Genomic DNA, 16053 nt, shown 5'->3' on the forward strand with positions numbered 1-16053 from the left:
TAGCTTTAACAAAAATGATCTAGTTTAAACCATTATTTATTTTCACAGAAAAAAGAAGTCTGTTTTCATAAAAAATAGGCTTCTTTTTGTGAAATCACTGAAAAAGTCTTTTTCTCGAATAAAATATGGAAGAAAATAGAGCAAATTTCCTTTTCATTTTTGCCATAAATACTATACTATTAAAATAGAAACTAAGTTAAGGAAGGTAATTTAAATGGAATCGAAATTCAAGTTCGGAATTCGCTCCAAAATTATCCTTGGTTATATTGTTATCATACTTTGTTTACTTGTGTCGGTAATTTTACTCAATAATCAAATTCGATCCTTGCAACAGGAACGTAATTCGATTATTAATTATGATTCTCGCATACATGAATTAACTTCTTCCATTGAAAAAAGTGTATTAGATATGGAAACAGGGCAGCGTGGATTTATAATCACAGGTAATCAAAGCTACTTAATTCCGTATAACGATGGGAAGGAAAATTGGGAAGCACAATTTGATGAGCTTTATCATTTAATGAGCGATAAACCTGCACAGCAGGAAAATTTATTAGAAATAAAAGATAATATTGAGAATTGGATTAGTACAGCAGGAGAGCCAACAATCCAATTCAAAGAGCAAAATAATACAGAAGCGCTTAATGCATTTTTTGAGACAGATACTGGACGGGATTATATAAACGAGATTACAGAGAAGTTTAACTCGCTCAGAGATACAGAAAAGACAGCATCATCTAATAGGGCAGCACAATTGGATAAACAAAATAATACAGTAACCGTTGCGTTATTTGGTGTATTAGTTTTGATTTCCCTTGTCGCTATTATTATTGCTAGTCAAATTTCTAAATCGATTGTTAGAACAATAAAAGAAGTAACCGGCACTATTAGTACAATTGCTGCCTCTAAAGGAAACGTTAAAACACGCATTCATGTGCGGACCAATGATGAAATAAAAGAGCTTGCTGAAGCGACAAATTACCTTCTGGACAATGTAGAGCAGAGAGAATGGTTGCAATCTAATGTTGCGGATATTGTCATGAAATTTCAAGGCATTGCTTCTATTGAATCATTGTCTAGCGTATTTATTACCGAACTTGCTAAAAAAACAGATGCGAGCTTTGGTGCATTTTATGTAAAAGATGCCCAACAAAAAAGGGAAATTTATGTGAAAGCAGCAACATATGCAGAAACAGGTGATACGGTTGGCAGAGAAACCTTCCAATTAGGAGAAGGATTAATTGGTCAAAGTGCTAAAGAACAGCGCATGATTCACTATAAGGAAATACCTAGTGATTATCGTTTAATAGCAACTGGTTTGGGTGATGTTTCGCCACGAAGTATTATTATTGTACCGGTTTTATTTGAAGGAGACGTTATTGCTGTCTTGGAGCTTGCGGCGATGTCAGAATTTACGAAGCTTCAACAAGATCTTATTGCTGGTATAGTAGAATCGTTCGGAATAACGATTAATAGTATTATGGGTAGAATGGAAGTTGTTCGATTGCTAAATGAGTCTCGAGCAATGACAGAAGAGCTACAGGTTCAATCGGAAGAACTACAAACACAGTCAGAGGAATTACAGTCACAGTCTGAAGAGCTACAAATGCAAAAAGAAGAACTGATGGCCACCAATGAACAACTAGAAGACCGAACAAGAGATGCAGAAGCGAAGTCAAGAGATTTAGAAAGAGCAAAAGAAGAATTAGAAGAAAAAACAGAATTGGTCATTCAAAATTCTAATTATAAATCAGAGTTCTTAGCAAATATGTCCCATGAATTAAGAACACCATTAAATAGTATTCTAATTCTTTCGGAAATGCTTGCAGAAAATGATTCGAATCGTTTATCTGCAGAAGAAATGGAGTTTGCAAATGTTATTCATTCTTCTGGCAAAGATCTTCTTTCGCTTATAAATGATATTCTTGATCTTTCAAAAGTAGAGGCAGGAAAGCTCGACGTTCATTTTAGTGAGGTAAGTATTAATGATATTACAGCGCAATTAGAAAGAGGTTTTTCGCCTGTTGCGAAGCAGAAGGATGTAGAATTTATCATAAACAAACAGGAAATACTCAAAGATATCTTATATACAGATGAAAAGAGATTCCAACAAATTATTAAAAATTTATTATCCAATGCGTTTAAGTTTACGGAAAGTGGTTCTGTCACATTAAATATTAAGAAGAAAAACCAGATGAGCCGCAGCATGAGAGAGTTAAGCAGCGAGTGGCTGGAAATTTCGGTAGCAGATACAGGGATTGGAATTCCGAGGGATAAACATAAATTAATCTTTGAAACATTCCAGCAGGCAGATGGAGCAACTGTACGCAAATATGGTGGTACTGGCTTAGGGCTATCTATTTGTAGAGAATTTGCTAGATTACTAGGTGGATGGATTTCCTTGAAAAGCTCGGAAGGAAAGGGAAGTACATTTACCCTTACTATTCCAAGTCTTCCGGATGGAATAGCTGATGCAAAACTCAATATTAGTGAAATGAATGTTGCTGCTACAATGGAAGTGAAAAAGCAAGAGGCTCGACTAGAAATAGATAAAGAAGAGCAAAGACAAGAGGAAGAAAGAAAAGCAGAAATCATGGTATCTAACGATGAGAATGATGATGTATTTAAAGGGAAAAAAGTATTGATTGTTGATGATGATAATCGAAATATATTTGCCCTGAAAACGACCCTTGAAAAAATAGGGATGGATGTCCTTGTTGCATATAATGGAAAGGAATCCTTGAGCATTCTCGAAAGAACAACTGATTTAGATGTCATTCTAATGGATATTATGATGCCAAATATGAATGGTTATGAAACAATGACTATTATTCGTCAAACGATGAATTTGACCGAAATACCGATTATTGCATTAACAGCTAAAGCAATGAAAAATGATCGTGAAAAATGCTTAGAAGCAGGTGCATCGGATTATATTAGTAAACCCCTAGACTTGGATCAATTATACTCCGTCCTAAGGGTATGGCTAGTTAAGTAAGGAGGGAACGGTTATGAATAATCCATTCCTGAATAACGATCAAGAAGTAGAGAGTCAAGATCATGCAGACATCGAAGTGGATCTGCTGCTTGAGGGGATTTTTCGATTGTCAGGTTTTGATTTTCGTCAATATAACCGGTCTTCTATTACACGCAGAATCTACTACAGAATGAAAATGGATAATATTCCAACGATTACACGATTACTTGAGCGAGTGATACATGAAGAGGCTTTTCTAGAACAGCTTTTAAATGATTTCTCTATCAATGTAACGGAAATGTTTAGGAATCCAAGTTTTTTCCGTGCCTTTAGAGAGCAAGTAATCCCACATTTACGAAGATATGATGAGATTCGGATATGGCATGCGGGATGTGCTACTGGAGAAGAAGTATTTTCTATGGCTATTTTATTGGAAGAAGAAGGTCTAAAGGACAAGGCAGTTATATATGCAACCGATATGAATGAAAATGTGCTTCAAAAGGCAAGTAAAGGTGTATTTCCTTTACATAAAATGCAAGCATATACGAAGAACTATATGCTCGCCGGAGGAACGAATGCTTTCTCGGAATATTATAAAACAGACCATCAATATGCTTATTTTCATTCTAATTTGTTGAAAAACATTATTTTTGCCCAGCATAATTTAGTAACCGATCAATCCTTTAATGAATTTCATGTCATTATTTGTAGAAATGTACTGATTTATTTTAATCCTATTCTCCAGAATCAGGTGCATCACCTATTTTATGAAAGTTTAAGTAAAGAAGGTTTTCTAGGTTTAGGAGATAAAGAGACATTAAGTTTTGTGGAAGTCATGCCAAGGTTTAAAGAGCTTGCTGGCGGTGAAAGACTTTATCAAAAAATCTATTAAGATAGATGCTAAAACCTTGGACATATAAAAACGATAAAAAAGGATTTCTCACCGGAGAAATCCTTTTTTATGTGTGCCAGGCATGGCAACTATCTAGGTGGTGAAAGTCCACTGTGGAGGTACACATCGACCAACCACTAAGGAAGCGCAAGGTACTTTCCGTGAGGCAAGGGCTGGAGGAAGCGTGGAATAAAATCTTGGCTCGACGAACAGAAATCTGATACTAAGGCTCTATAAAGGGATAAGGCTCCATAACAAGTCAAAGTCCAAAAGGTGTGCGTAACTTTGTAGAGTAAATCAGACGAGTAAAAGAGGAAAGATAGTTGTCTTACCCTGGGAGGTCTTGTGGATGTACAGAAGTACAGTCGAAAAAGGTTAACCGCAAGAAGTCAGCAAAAGCCATAGTAGTGAAACTAATTCATGAAGGGCTGAACAATTTATAGTGTTTCAACACCACGAATGCGTAAGTGACGTACTCCGAATGTGTTAATGGTGAAAGTATGAGCGTATCTCAAAGGATAACCAAAAATGGAGCTATCATTTACTACGTGAGAGGGAAGGAGAAACGAGTGTGAAACTTTTAGAACAGATTCTAAGTAACCAAAATATGAACGAAGCCTATTTGAGAGTCTATAAAAATAAAGGTGCAAGTGGGGTCGATGGAGTAACAGTCGACGAACTAAAGCAATATCTGAAAGAGAACAAAGATGAGCTACGTCAGCGCATCAGAACAAGAAAATACCAACCGCAAGCTGCCTTAAGAGTGGAAATCCCAAAAGAAAATGGAAAGATGCGCAAATTGGGAATACCAACAGTAGTGGATAGAGTAGTTCAACAAGCCATCCATCAAGTTCTCAGTCCGATATTTGAGAAGAAATTCAGTGAATTTAGTTACGGTTTTAGACCAAAGAGAAGTTGTGAGATGGCTATAATAAAAAGCTTGGAATTTCTGAATGACGGACACGATTGGGTAATAGACATTGACCTTGAAAGATTCTTTGATACTGTTCATCACGATAAACTCATGCGCATTATTGCCAACAGAATAGATGATGGTGATGTCATCTCGTTAATCAGAAAATACTTAGTCAGTGGAGTCATGGTAAAAGGAAAATATGAAGAAACTCCCGTTGGGACTCCGCAAGGAGGTCCTCTTAGTCCATTACTGAGCAATATTATGTTAAATGAACTTGATAGGGCATTAGAGAAAAGAGGATTACGGTTCGTGAGATACGCCGATGACTCCCTCATTTTTGTGAAGAGCGAAAAAGCAGCGAATAGAGTAATGAAATCAGTCGTGAGCTATATAGAAGATAAACTAGGATTAATAGTTAACGCAGAGAAGAGTAAAATCTCACGTCCAAAAGAATTAAAATTTTTAGGGTTCGCTTACTATTACGATGTTAATAACCAAAGATATCAAGTAAAACCGCATCTAAGTTCAATTCAAAAATTCCAACGGAAGCTTCGGCAACTAACAAAGCGGAACTGGAGTGTTCCGTTAGACTATCGCATATTGAAATTGAAGCAAGTCATATTCGGATGGATTAATTACTTCAGAATCACAAACATGAAAGCAGCGACAAAGCGGATTGATATGAAGCTGCGCTCCAGAATTAGAGTAATCATCTGGAAGCAATGGAAAGTACCGAAGAAACAAATCAAATCGCTTACTCAATTAGGGATTCCGGAAGAAGAAGCGAAAGGTTTAACCTACTGTCGAAAAGGTTACCGTTTTATAGGATTATCGAAAGTCGTCCATAGAGCAATATCAAATAAAAGACTAAAGCAGAGGGGGTTACCCTCTGCTTTAGAACATTATCTAAAAGTACACACTGTAATATAAATTGAAACGCCGTATACGCGATCCGTACGTACGGTGTTGTGAGAGGGGCGAAAGTAAATTAATTTATTTTCCCTCTACTCGATTATGTATTACATTCAAAGTATGTACCAAAAGTCTTAATCACTTGCTTCCTTTTGCTTGAATCATTAATACGCACATGTCATCTGGTTGGTCTGACTGTTGCTCTTTCGTAAGAAGATGATCCATTACAGAACTGGTATGTTCCCATCGTTTAGAGGAAATCGCTTGGATTTGCTTTTCTGCTTCAAATTCACATGGTCCCATTGCTTCTAATACACCATCTGTATAGAGAATAATTTGTGCATCTTTCTCAAAGGAAACTTCTTTTGTGTTAATTTCCATTTCGTCAAAAAATCCTACCGCACAAGTACTTTGTTCTAATGCGACTACTTCATTTTCATCTATTAGCATATATCCATAAGGGTGCCCTGCATTGACGTATTCTACAGTTTTCTTTTTTGTATCGATTACTAAATAGATGGCTGTAAAATAAAAAGGGAGTCCTTCTTTTTCATTTTTTAATAAAGTCATATAGCGGTTTAATTCTTTGATAACAAGGTCTGGCTTTACTAACTGTTTAACCGACTCTCTTAGGACAGAGGAGATAAACATACACACTAAAGAGGCGGAGATTCCATGTCCCATCATATCTAAAAGAATGATTGCATATTTGTGATCGTTGATTTTATGCCAGTAGTACATATCCCCAGCAAGATTAAAGGAAGGTAAATAAGAAACCTCAATATGCATATGATCATCCTTTAAGGGTGCACTTAAAAGACTTCTTTGTACATGTGTTGCTAAGTCTAATTCATACTGAATTTTTTTCTCGTGTTGGGTATGCCAATCCAACTCAGCCTTTAATCGCAGCGCAACGCGAATTCTTGCGAGGAGTTCGATTTTATTAAGAGGTTTTGTAATATAGTCTACGCCACCAATATCCAAGGCTTCCGCGAGCTTATTTTTATCTTCTAATGCTGTTACAAAGATAATTTGAATATCTTTGAGGTGTTCCACTTTTTTAATGCGTTTACAAGCTTCAATGCCATCAATTTCTGGCATCATAATATCAAGCAATATTAAGTCCACACTATTCCCTGTGGAAAGAGGAGCATCAAGTTGTAAATAATGAAATAATTCATGGGCTGAAGTTAGAGATACACAGTCATCGTACCCAGCATTTTTTAGTATTTTTTCCATTACAAATAGATTGACGGTATTGTCATCTACTAAAAGAATAGTCATATTTCTTATAACTCCTTGTCTATTATGATGTTAAGAAATAAATTTGTGTAACTTATTTTACTTATATCCATCAACTATATATAACTATAATTATACAGATATTTATTGGATAATAATAATTATAAGTATTATAGAATGGAAAAAGAAAAAAACATCACAACATAAGAATTTTCTTAGATGGGATGTTTTTTCGTTTTTAAAATCCACGGAGGCTTATCTTAGCCCCATGGAATGGAAGTGTATGATATTAGATTATTATTATGCGGTAAAATTGCCATCATAGCTCAGCATAATGGCTGATTTAACGCCATCAAGTTTAGAAATGGTATTGATGAAAGTTGCATTATTCTCTTTTACACGAATTTCGTATGTTACTTCAAAGTCATTTCCAGGCATAATGGATTTTGATTTAACAGAGAATTTTTTTGTATGATTTGAAAGTGTTTTTGTTAACGAATCCTCTAATGCTTCATTTGTATATTTAATGACTAATAAATAGGGATTTTCAATCTTAATTTTGTTTGTAAACAGAATAAGGACAAGTCCAATTAAGAGAGCACCTAATATAACGAGGACAATAAAGCCTGCTCCACAAAGTATTCCTGAAACGATTGCCCAAAATAAATAAACTAAGTCCATCGGATCCTTAATAGGGGTTCTAAAGCGAACAATCGATAAGGCGCCGACCATACCAAGGGATAGTAAGACATTGGATGATATGCCAATAATGATTAAGGCAGTTGCCATTGAGATAATAATCAGGGAAATATTAAAGGTGTGGGAATAGATAACACCCGAAAACGTTTTTTTGTAAACATAATAGATAAATAAACCGACGCCAAAAGCTACTAACAGTCCTATTAATGAATCAATTATTGAAAAGTTACTCGTTTTTTCTAAAATACTAGATTTGAAAATATCCTCGAAGCTAATACTACTCATATTTGTTCCTCCTTGAATTTGTGTTATTATCCATACATTCGGCTAATTTGATATTTAGAATAGGTTCCTTTTCTTCTATCACTTATTTGAAGAAGATTTTTAATTGTTTCAGGCAAAAACTCATCGTATTTAATCTCTAAAATGGTGATATCCGGATTGGTTTCAATCATAGGTAAATCCTTGTTCAGTACATCATTATTTCGGAAGCTTGTTTTAATAGAACTATCAAAGGTTACCCGGACATTTCCATAACGGTAGATAAAGACTTCGCGTTCATAATCTACAACCGTATGAGGCTTTAGCTGATATAGACTCATATGAATAAATAATTCCTTGATTAAATCGCGAGAGTCCTTTTCCATCCAGTTAATATCACCAACTCGGATTTTTTCATATTCCTCTGCAGTAATTCTGCATTTATCTTTATACGTTAAATTATTGCGTTTACTCTTTTTTTCTAAATTTAAAAGGCTTGTATTATAGTCATATAATCGTACCCTAAATTTATCTCTATTAAGAAGCCCTTCCTTTTTTTGTGTTAGAGCTTTGTTATCGACATTATCGAAGTAAACACTTCTAATTAGATACTTTCCTTCATTAGTAGCGTGTGGATCTATTTCCATCACATGCTTTAACTTATTTCTTAATAGATAACAATCTATGTGATTTAATTCGTGTTTTAATTCTGTCCGTCCTTTTAAGCCATTTAGTTTTTTTGCTTCCATTCCTATTCTCCTTTCTTTCAACTGCCTTGGACACATTATCATGTAAAAAACTTAATCTATCCTTAAGATTTTTAAGTAAGTATTAATTTTTTCTATTTTTTCTGTAAAGGTGAATGTGTGCAAGGGAAACATAATGACATTTTTCTCGCCTATTATATAGGGCGTGGGGAAATGTGTAATAAATTTCTAAAGGAATTGTTAAGGTTTTATTTACATAATAAAAGAATGCAGAAAGAAAGGAGAATGCGGTAATGAAAAATAAGAAATTACAAAATTTTGTTTTACCAATGGCTTGTACCTTATTTTTATTTGCGTGTAGTAAGGACGGTGGAAACAACTCTCAAAATAGTAATACTAGTTCCTTTAGTGATATCAATGTAAGTGAATATATTAGTGAAAATATTAACTATGACGAAGAGGATTTTGTAACAAATTGGGAGGAAGAGGATCCTATCTATATTACGTTAGCTGGGAACGAGATTTCTTATGATGAATCGGCAGCAGTAATGACATCTGGCTCAACAGTTACTATAAGATCTGGAGGAGTATATGTTTTAAAAGGAAACCTGGATGATGGACAGATTGTAGTGGATGCACCAGATACAGGCAAGGTTCAATTGGTTTTAAATGGTGTAGATATTAATAATAGTAAATCTTCGGCCATTTTTATAAAAGAAGCAGAAGATACTGTCATTACGGTTGCAGAGGGAACGGAAAATCATGTATCTGACGGAAAGACCTATACAGAGGATGACGGATCTGGTGAGCCAAATGCGGCAATCTTTAGCAAGGATGACTTAACCATAAATGGGACAGGAATATTAGAAGTCGATGGGAATTATGATAACGGCATTGGTAGTAAAGATGATTTGCGAATTATGGGAGGAACGATAAAAGTAACAGCTGTCGATGATGCTATTTTAGGCAGAGATTTAGTTGCCATTAAAAATGGAACTTTTGATATTAATGCCGGTGGAGATGGCATTAAATCAACGAATACGAATGAAGAAAAAGGAATGATAGCGATTGAAAATGGCACATTTTCCATCACTTCTGGTACGGATGGCATACAAGCTGAATCTTCTCTTTATATTGCAGAAGGCACTTTTCACTTAACTTCGGGTGGAGGCAGCCCTGAAACAATTGAAGTGAACCAGGAGATGATGGGCGGACAGCCGTGGGGAGATAGTGAGGCAGAAGAGACGGAAGCAGCAGATACAGCTAGCACAAAAGGGCTAAAGGCAAATGTAGATATTGCTATTGGTGGAGGAAAGTTCGAACTAGATACTTTAGATGATGCCATCCATAGTGATGCAAATATAATAATTATGAATGGGGAATTTTCGATTTTGACTGGTGATGATGGTGTTCATGCAGAGAATGAACTATTAATTGCTAATGGAAGCATTCATGTCAATAAAAGTTATGAAGGAATAGAAGGAAAAACGGTCATTATAAATGACGGAGATATTTCTGTTGTAACAGCAGATGACGGTATTAATGTTAGTGATGGTAGTAGTGCTAGTGTGGGGCCTGGTGAAGGAATGGAAATGGAATCAGCAGGAAATGCGCTCTTAACAATTAATGGAGGGAATGTGTATGTGGATGCCGGTGGAGATGGTTTAGATGCAAATGGTTCTATAGTCATTACTGGTGGTACAACTATTGTTAGTGGACCGACAGATGCCGGAAATGGAGCATTGGATTATGATGGTACCTTGAATATAAGTGGTGGAACACTTATTACCTCAGGAAGTTCGGGTATGGCGCAAACAACGTCTGATACATCGGAGCAAAATTCTATTATGATGACTTATTCAGAAACGCAAAAAGCAGGAACGCTTATTCATTTGGAAGATAGTGATGGAAATACGATTGCCACAATTAAACCTGAAAAAGATTATCAAACCGTTGTCATCAGTACACCAGAGATTGTAAAGAATAACACCTATGTTTTGTATTCAGGTGGAAGTTCTACAAAGGTAGAAAGTAATGGGATATCAACTCTCAATTATGAAAAAGGGGAGAAGATAGTCGAATTTATTGTTGCTGATACGGTAACCTATGTAAATGAGTCAGGAATCTCAGAAGCTCCTACTAATAATATGGGAAGACCGGGAAGTAATGACGGTCAAGGACAAAGAGGAACTCCACCAACTGGCAATTTTGATGGTGGACAAGGAAGGGGTTCTACTGGTAGTAGTTCTCAATAGATTTTCAGAACATAAAAAGGACATTGAAACTCAATGTCCTTTTTAAATTTTATGGAGAAATATTTGAGTGAAGGTTCACTAATACTCTTCTAGAGAATAGCTAGTTACTTCTCCATAAAGGTTAAATAACGCTTTGCTTGTTTTGGATATAATCCTGCTGTAAGAAGCAAGGACCATGTTGTTTGCTCTCCTAAGCGGCCGATGGAACCATGAAGGATTATTCCAAGATAACGCTCGTCAATAGGAAGCTCAATTAGCTGAAATTGTTTATTTGTATGAATATCAGAAAGAAAAACGGTATTTCCGTCTATTTTTATAATTTGAAAAAAGCTGTCCTCTATATCCTGACATTTCTCGAAGTCCTGGCTAACTCTTGTTAAGTCTTTATTGTAATCCCAATTGGATTCAAAAAATTGAGGATACATCTGGAGATATAATTTATTTAATAATTCCTCACATAATTGCAATTCATGAATTGTCTCATCATAAGGAGTTAGCATCCGTGTCCAAGCAGTTTTTTTCCTTTGATCTAGCCATATAGAAAACTTTTTAAATTCGGATATAAAGTGTTGGATACTATTATGTTCTTTGGAAATTTTTATAGAGTTGGGTAGGTGAATATGGAGGAGTAATTCGATAAAAGATTTTTTGCATCTATCCCAAGAAACTGGCATGTTATCTTCTAGATAGTCAGTGAGATAACTAGAGAATGTTCGCAGAAACTCATTTCGGAAAAAATCAGTAGGGTTTTCCTTTTTATAGGCAATTAAATCATCGCCATAGTATTCAAATAGGCCACGATAGCGCATATTAAATTGGGAACTAATTTCAATTTTCTTTAGTATCTCGCTTCTGCTTTGTGTGCCAGTAAGAGGAATGAGCTTAATTTTTGTTTCTGAGGATTTTGTTCGTTCGCGGTGGTTAGTGTGGAAGGAAAAGCTTTTCATAAAATAAAATCAACCTTTCGTTTTTTTTATTTGAAATTTCTGACTATTTAATGGGGAGTTCTGAGAGGTTGACTCTATTATACCTACATGGCGGGGCTATGTCACTATTTTTATTTGTTAAAAGAAGATTGCCCTTCAAAGAATTAGTAGGGCAATCTTCTTTTAACTTTCTATTAGTATACTTTATCACCATTAAAGATAGAGTTTTTTACGATTACATAATCAACATTACGAATGGACTCTAATTTTTTACCACCTGCATAAGAGATGGAGGACTGAAGATCTTGTTCCATTTCTGTTAAGGTATCTTGCAAGGAGCCCTTATGCTCTACATACATCTTTTTGCCTTCGACGTTTTTCTTTTCTCCTTTTTGAAACTCAGAAGCAGAACCGAAATACTCTTTATAAAGTTTTCCGTCTTTTTCGGTGGTTTCGCCTGGAGACTCTTCATGTCCAGCAAATAAAGAACCGATCATTACCATCGTTGCTCCAAAACGTACTGATTTTGCGATATCACCATTTGTACGGATACCACCATCTGCAATAATTGGCTTGCTTGCAGCTTTGGCACACCAGCGTAATGCAGCTAATTGCCAACCGCCTGTTCCAAAACCTGTTTTGATCTTTGTTATACATACTTTACCAGGACCAATGCCTACTTTGGTAGCATCTGCACCTGCATGCTCAAGTTCTCTTACTGCTTCAGGAGTTCCGACGTTACCAGCAATAACAAAGCTATTCGGTAAATGCTTTTTGATATGTTTGATCATATTGATAACTGCATTCGAATGACCGTGGGCAATATCAATCGTAATAAAGTCAGGAACTATATTTTCTTCTGCTAATTGTATAATAAAGTCATATTCTTCTGGTTTAACCCCAACACTGATAGATGCGATTAATTCACGAGCTTGCATATCGAGGATAAAAGTCTTGCGTGTTTCTGGTTGGAAACGGTGCATAATATAGAAATAACCATTCTCAGCCAAATATACAGCGATTTTTTCGTCAATAATGGTTTGCATATTTGCAGGGACTACAGGCAGCTTAAATGTATGGCCACCTAATGTTACTGTTGTATCACATTCTGAACGGCTTTCTACAATACATTTAGCCGGAATTAATTGTATATCTTCGTAATCAAACACGTTATCCATTAAATACACTCCTAAACACGAATATTAAGGTCTTGTTATTTATAAAACGTTCGACCATTAGGTACTTTACATCATTTTTGCCAGGATGTCAAAGATTTTTCATTAAATGGGATTTTTTTATTAAAGCGGTATCATTTTGAGAGGAGTATCTTCTGTAAGAATAAGTTGGTATCTAAAAGATTGTTGTTTCGGCACTCAGCAAACAATCAGTGGGGACAGAAAAAATCCTCACTGATTTTAGTTTTACTTTTATGGGAAATATTATGTTTGCAAAATAGTAATAAACAGGAGAAAAAAATACCAATTAGTAAGAAAATTTAGCCCCAACCTTTGCCTCTATTATTAATTGGCCAGGTTCTAAATTGGTAGAAATTCCTCCAACCTCTCCAAAGGACATCTTTGCTAGTGGAATGGGAGTAATAGAATTAGCAGGAATCTCAAGGATTTTTACAGGAACAGGATCGATTGATATTTGTAATGCATTAGCAATAGCCTTCGCTTTTGAAAGAGCATCTTTTACAGCCTTTTGAAGCGCTCGCTCATAATGCTCTGAACGATTGCTAACATCAAAGTGAATGCTGGTCACTTGATTTGCGCCATTTTGAACGGCTGTATCAATAACGGTCCCTGCAACCTGAATCGTCTCCACGACGATAGAGAGTAGATGGGTTACCTTATAGCTTTTAAAGACTTGTTTATTTTCCACATAGTCGTATTGTGGAAAAATAGTATAGTCAATGGTTTGAATATTGGTAGAAGGAATACCTAAGTTTAAAATAGATTTCACAACTTGCTGGTGTATTCTAGCATTTTCCTGCTGTGCTGTTGTTACATCTTTGGACTCGGTGTTTATGCCAAGCGTTATTTTGCAAATAGTCGGTTCGATGGACAGTGTACTGCTTCCGTATACCGTTAATTTCCTATTGGCAGGCGATTGTGTATAAGAACCGGGAGAGGAATGGTACATTATTATTCACCTCTGTTTTTAGATTTTTTATAGCCTTTCGAAGAGGGGGGATCAGCTGGGATTACTTTACAGCTATGAGTCAGCAAAGCTTAATGGAAGTAAGGAAAACAGTTCTATAAAGAATATACAGGTTTTAAATTTGTATGAGGAAAATTTATTCTTATTTTATTTTTTGATATTTTTTTGAATTTGGCAGCATGAAAGCAACAGGTCAGGAGAAAAACTAGATAAAATTTATCGTTATTTTAGAAAAATGAACGGTTGAAGGATTTTTTCACTTGAATAGAATGGAGAAAAAATAAGATTAATTGAGTTATGATACAAAAATCAAATAAATGATCCAATCGGAAAGAGATATGATCCAAAAACGAAATATATGATCCAATCTCAAAAAAACATAATAAAAACTGCCCACTTTTAGCGGACAGTCTTATTTTCACATAGAAGAAGAGGAGGTATATATTTTTGTCTTTCTTTCCATTCTTCCATGAAGTAGATAATAGAGAACAATAACAATAAGAGCCAATACACTTAATATCATATAAAGATGAGGATAGCCTGTAAGTGGTATAAGGAATCCAAGTACATATGGTCCAAAACCTAAGCCTGCATCTAAGAAAATATAGTAGGTAGATGTTGCAAGTCCAATCCGATGAGGAGCAGTTGCCTTTACTGCTACAGCTTGAGCACAGGATTGCATGTTACCAAACCCAAATCCAATCAATACCCCAGATAATAATAAAGTGAAACTGCTTTCTGACTGGCTTAATAAAAGAAGACCAGCGCTTAGCAAAATGATAGCGGGGTACATCACATAATTAGCACCCTTGCTATCCATCAATCTACCAGTAAATGGTCTGGAAACCATAATGGCTGCTGCATAGACGATAAAGAAGAAGCTAGCCGCATCTACTAGATTAATTTCTTTTGCGTAAAAATTAATAAACGATAAAACACTAGAATAGCATAACGATACGAGTAAGATTATGAACGCAATCGGCAATGCTTTAGGCTCCAAAAAGCTAGAAAGTGATAGGCCAGTTGCTTTGGTTGTACTGTCAGCTTTAGCTTTTGCCAATTCTGGTACTTTTACGAGAATTCCAATAAGAAGTGAAACTATTCCTAAAAGAAGACAAAAACTAAAAATAACTTGGAAGGTAGTATGTTGACTCATAAATAATCCGATGAAAGGTCCAATAGCAGTTGCTAAGGTTGTGCTCATGCTAAAGTAGCCAATTCCCTCTCCTTTTCGAGTGGAGGGGATAATATCTGCAACAATGGTACCTGCGGCTGTACTAGCAATTCCGAGTGTGATCCCATGTAAAAAACGGTTAAATAAAAGAAAGTTAATGCCTAAATCCACAAAATAAAGACCAGTAGTAATGGTAAAACAAAGAAGGCCGATCATTAACGTTTTCTTTCGACCGATTCGATCAATGGCTTGACCAATAAATAGACGACCAATTAGCGTTCCGATAATAAAAATCCCTGTTACCAAACCTGCTTGGCTAGTAGTAGCTTGGAATTTACCCACTGCAAAGACAGCAATGGTCACCATTAATAAATAAAAAATAAGCGTTAAAAAGAAATTGACAGAGGAAATAACAATAAATTCCTTTGTCCATAATTTGTCCTTTGACATACTCACTAAAAAAATCCCCCTATTTTAATAGATTATTCCGAATGCTACTCATAATTTGAATCATATCCTCTAACTCTTTCTCTGTAAGATTATGAACAATTTCTTCCTCAAATTCGTTGACAGCAATTCGCACCTTTAAATATGTTTCTGTTCCTAACTTGGTTAGCTGCATTCTTTTCTCGCGTTTATCCTGACTTGTTATTTGTTCTACGTAGCCAAGTGATTCTAGCTGTTGAATGGTTCTTGTAATCGTTGGCTTTTCCACGCCTTGATAACTAGAAAGCTCCACTAAAGTTGCTGAACCATATTCATATAAATAGAAAAGAATAGTCCATTGTGCCCTTTGTATGTGATGGGTCCCTAGCACATGAACAAGTCTATTTTCAAATGGTCGATATAGTAATAATAGTTGGTGAAAAAAACGTTGCGAGGTTTTAATATTCGCCACTCCTTTGCAAGGGGAAAATAGTTATCTAAGG

At 35.6% G+C, this 16053-nt stretch carries 12 protein-coding genes; 4 read left to right on the forward strand and 8 right to left on the reverse strand.

What is annotated here, in order from left to right; translation table 11 throughout:
* Positions 1–214 precede the first annotated feature (214 nt).
* From RTL21_RS15400 to ltrA, 3 genes are all read left to right on the forward strand, one after another.
* On the forward strand, positions 215–2998 hold the full coding sequence (locus RTL21_RS15400) for an ATP-binding protein (protein ID WP_312096970.1): 2784 nt from the start codon (positions 215–217) through the stop codon (positions 2996–2998).
* 13 nt (positions 2999–3011) lie between these two features.
* Entirely contained in the window at positions 3012–3869 is an 858-nt protein-coding gene (locus RTL21_RS15405) for a CheR family methyltransferase (protein WP_312096972.1), read from the forward strand.
* Between the two features lie 571 nt (positions 3870–4440).
* Positions 4441–5715: a group II intron reverse transcriptase/maturase gene (gene ltrA, locus RTL21_RS15410; protein ID WP_312096974.1), complete on the forward strand. Its 1275-nt coding sequence runs from the start codon at positions 4441–4443 to the stop codon at positions 5713–5715.
* Between the two features lie 120 nt (positions 5716–5835).
* On the opposite strand, the gene RTL21_RS15415 is transcribed toward ltrA, so the two are convergent.
* The 3 genes from RTL21_RS15415 to RTL21_RS15425 form a co-directional block, all read right to left on the reverse strand.
* On the reverse strand, positions 5836–6981 hold the full coding sequence (locus tag RTL21_RS15415; RefSeq protein WP_312096976.1) for a SpoIIE family protein phosphatase: 1146 nt from the start codon (positions 6979–6981) through the stop codon (positions 5836–5838).
* 258 nt (positions 6982–7239) lie between these two features.
* A complete protein-coding gene (locus tag RTL21_RS15420; protein ID WP_312096978.1) occupies positions 7240–7923 on the reverse strand; it encodes a DUF4956 domain-containing protein in 684 nt (227 codons plus the stop codon).
* 26 nt (positions 7924–7949) lie between these two features.
* On the reverse strand, positions 7950–8648 hold the full coding sequence (locus RTL21_RS15425; protein WP_312096980.1) for a polyphosphate polymerase domain-containing protein: 699 nt from the start codon (positions 8646–8648) through the stop codon (positions 7950–7952).
* A gap of 251 nt (positions 8649–8899) precedes the next feature.
* Here RTL21_RS15425 and RTL21_RS15430 point away from each other — a divergent pair, with 251 nt between their 5' ends.
* The gene (locus tag RTL21_RS15430; RefSeq protein WP_312096982.1) at positions 8900–10861 is read left to right on the forward strand and encodes a carbohydrate-binding domain-containing protein; all 1962 of its coding nucleotides are present in this window, start codon (positions 8900–8902) and stop codon (positions 10859–10861) included.
* Positions 10862–10965: 104 nt separating this feature from the next.
* Here the strand turns inward: RTL21_RS15430 and RTL21_RS15435 are convergent, their stop codons facing one another.
* From RTL21_RS15435 to RTL21_RS15455, 5 genes are all read right to left on the reverse strand, one after another.
* On the reverse strand, positions 10966–11808 hold the full coding sequence (locus tag RTL21_RS15435) for a hypothetical protein (protein WP_312096984.1): 843 nt from the start codon (positions 11806–11808) through the stop codon (positions 10966–10968).
* A 173-nt stretch (positions 11809–11981) separates the two neighbouring features.
* Entirely contained in the window at positions 11982–12965 is a 984-nt protein-coding gene (guaC, locus tag RTL21_RS15440) for a GMP reductase (RefSeq protein ID WP_312096986.1), read from the reverse strand.
* Positions 12966–13269: 304 nt separating this feature from the next.
* Positions 13270–13932 carry an SIMPL domain-containing protein gene (locus RTL21_RS15445; RefSeq protein WP_312096988.1) on the reverse strand — a complete coding sequence of 221 codons (663 nt, stop codon included), beginning with the start codon at positions 13930–13932 and terminating at the stop codon, positions 13270–13272.
* Positions 13933–14368: 436 nt separating this feature from the next.
* Complete coding sequence (locus tag RTL21_RS15450; RefSeq protein ID WP_312096990.1) at positions 14369–15580, reverse strand: MFS transporter; 1212 nt, start codon at positions 15578–15580, stop codon at positions 14369–14371.
* A 13-nt stretch (positions 15581–15593) separates the two neighbouring features.
* Positions 15594–16022 carry a MarR family winged helix-turn-helix transcriptional regulator gene (locus RTL21_RS15455; protein WP_312096992.1) on the reverse strand — a complete coding sequence of 143 codons (429 nt, stop codon included), beginning with the start codon at positions 16020–16022 and terminating at the stop codon, positions 15594–15596.
* Positions 16023–16053 lie beyond the last annotated feature (31 nt).

This window comes from Niallia sp. (assembly GCF_031978665.1).
Classification (GTDB): Bacteria; Bacillota; Bacilli; order Bacillales; family Cytobacillaceae; genus Niallia.

Coding starts and splice junctions, on each gene's coding strand:
- RTL21_RS15400 (WP_312096970.1), top strand. CDS start 215: ATGGAATCGAAATTCAAGTTCGGAATTCGCTCCAAAATTATCCTTGGT.
- RTL21_RS15405 (WP_312096972.1), top strand. CDS start 3,012: ATGAATAATCCATTCCTGAATAACGATCAAGAAGTAGAGAGTCAAGAT.
- RTL21_RS15415 (WP_312096976.1), bottom strand. CDS start 6,981: ATGACTATTCTTTTAGTAGATGACAATACCGTCAATCTATTTGTAATG.
- RTL21_RS15420 (WP_312096978.1), bottom strand. CDS start 7,923: ATGAGTAGTATTAGCTTCGAGGATATTTTCAAATCTAGTATTTTAGAA.
- RTL21_RS15425 (WP_312096980.1), bottom strand. CDS start 8,648: ATGGAAGCAAAAAAACTAAATGGCTTAAAAGGACGGACAGAATTAAAA.
- RTL21_RS15430 (WP_312096982.1), top strand. CDS start 8,900: ATGAAAAATAAGAAATTACAAAATTTTGTTTTACCAATGGCTTGTACC.
- RTL21_RS15435 (WP_312096984.1), bottom strand. CDS start 11,808: ATGAAAAGCTTTTCCTTCCACACTAACCACCGCGAACGAACAAAATCC.
- guaC (WP_312096986.1), bottom strand. CDS start 12,965: ATGGATAACGTGTTTGATTACGAAGATATACAATTAATTCCGGCTAAA.
- RTL21_RS15445 (WP_312096988.1), bottom strand. CDS start 13,932: ATGTACCATTCCTCTCCCGGTTCTTATACACAATCGCCTGCCAATAGG.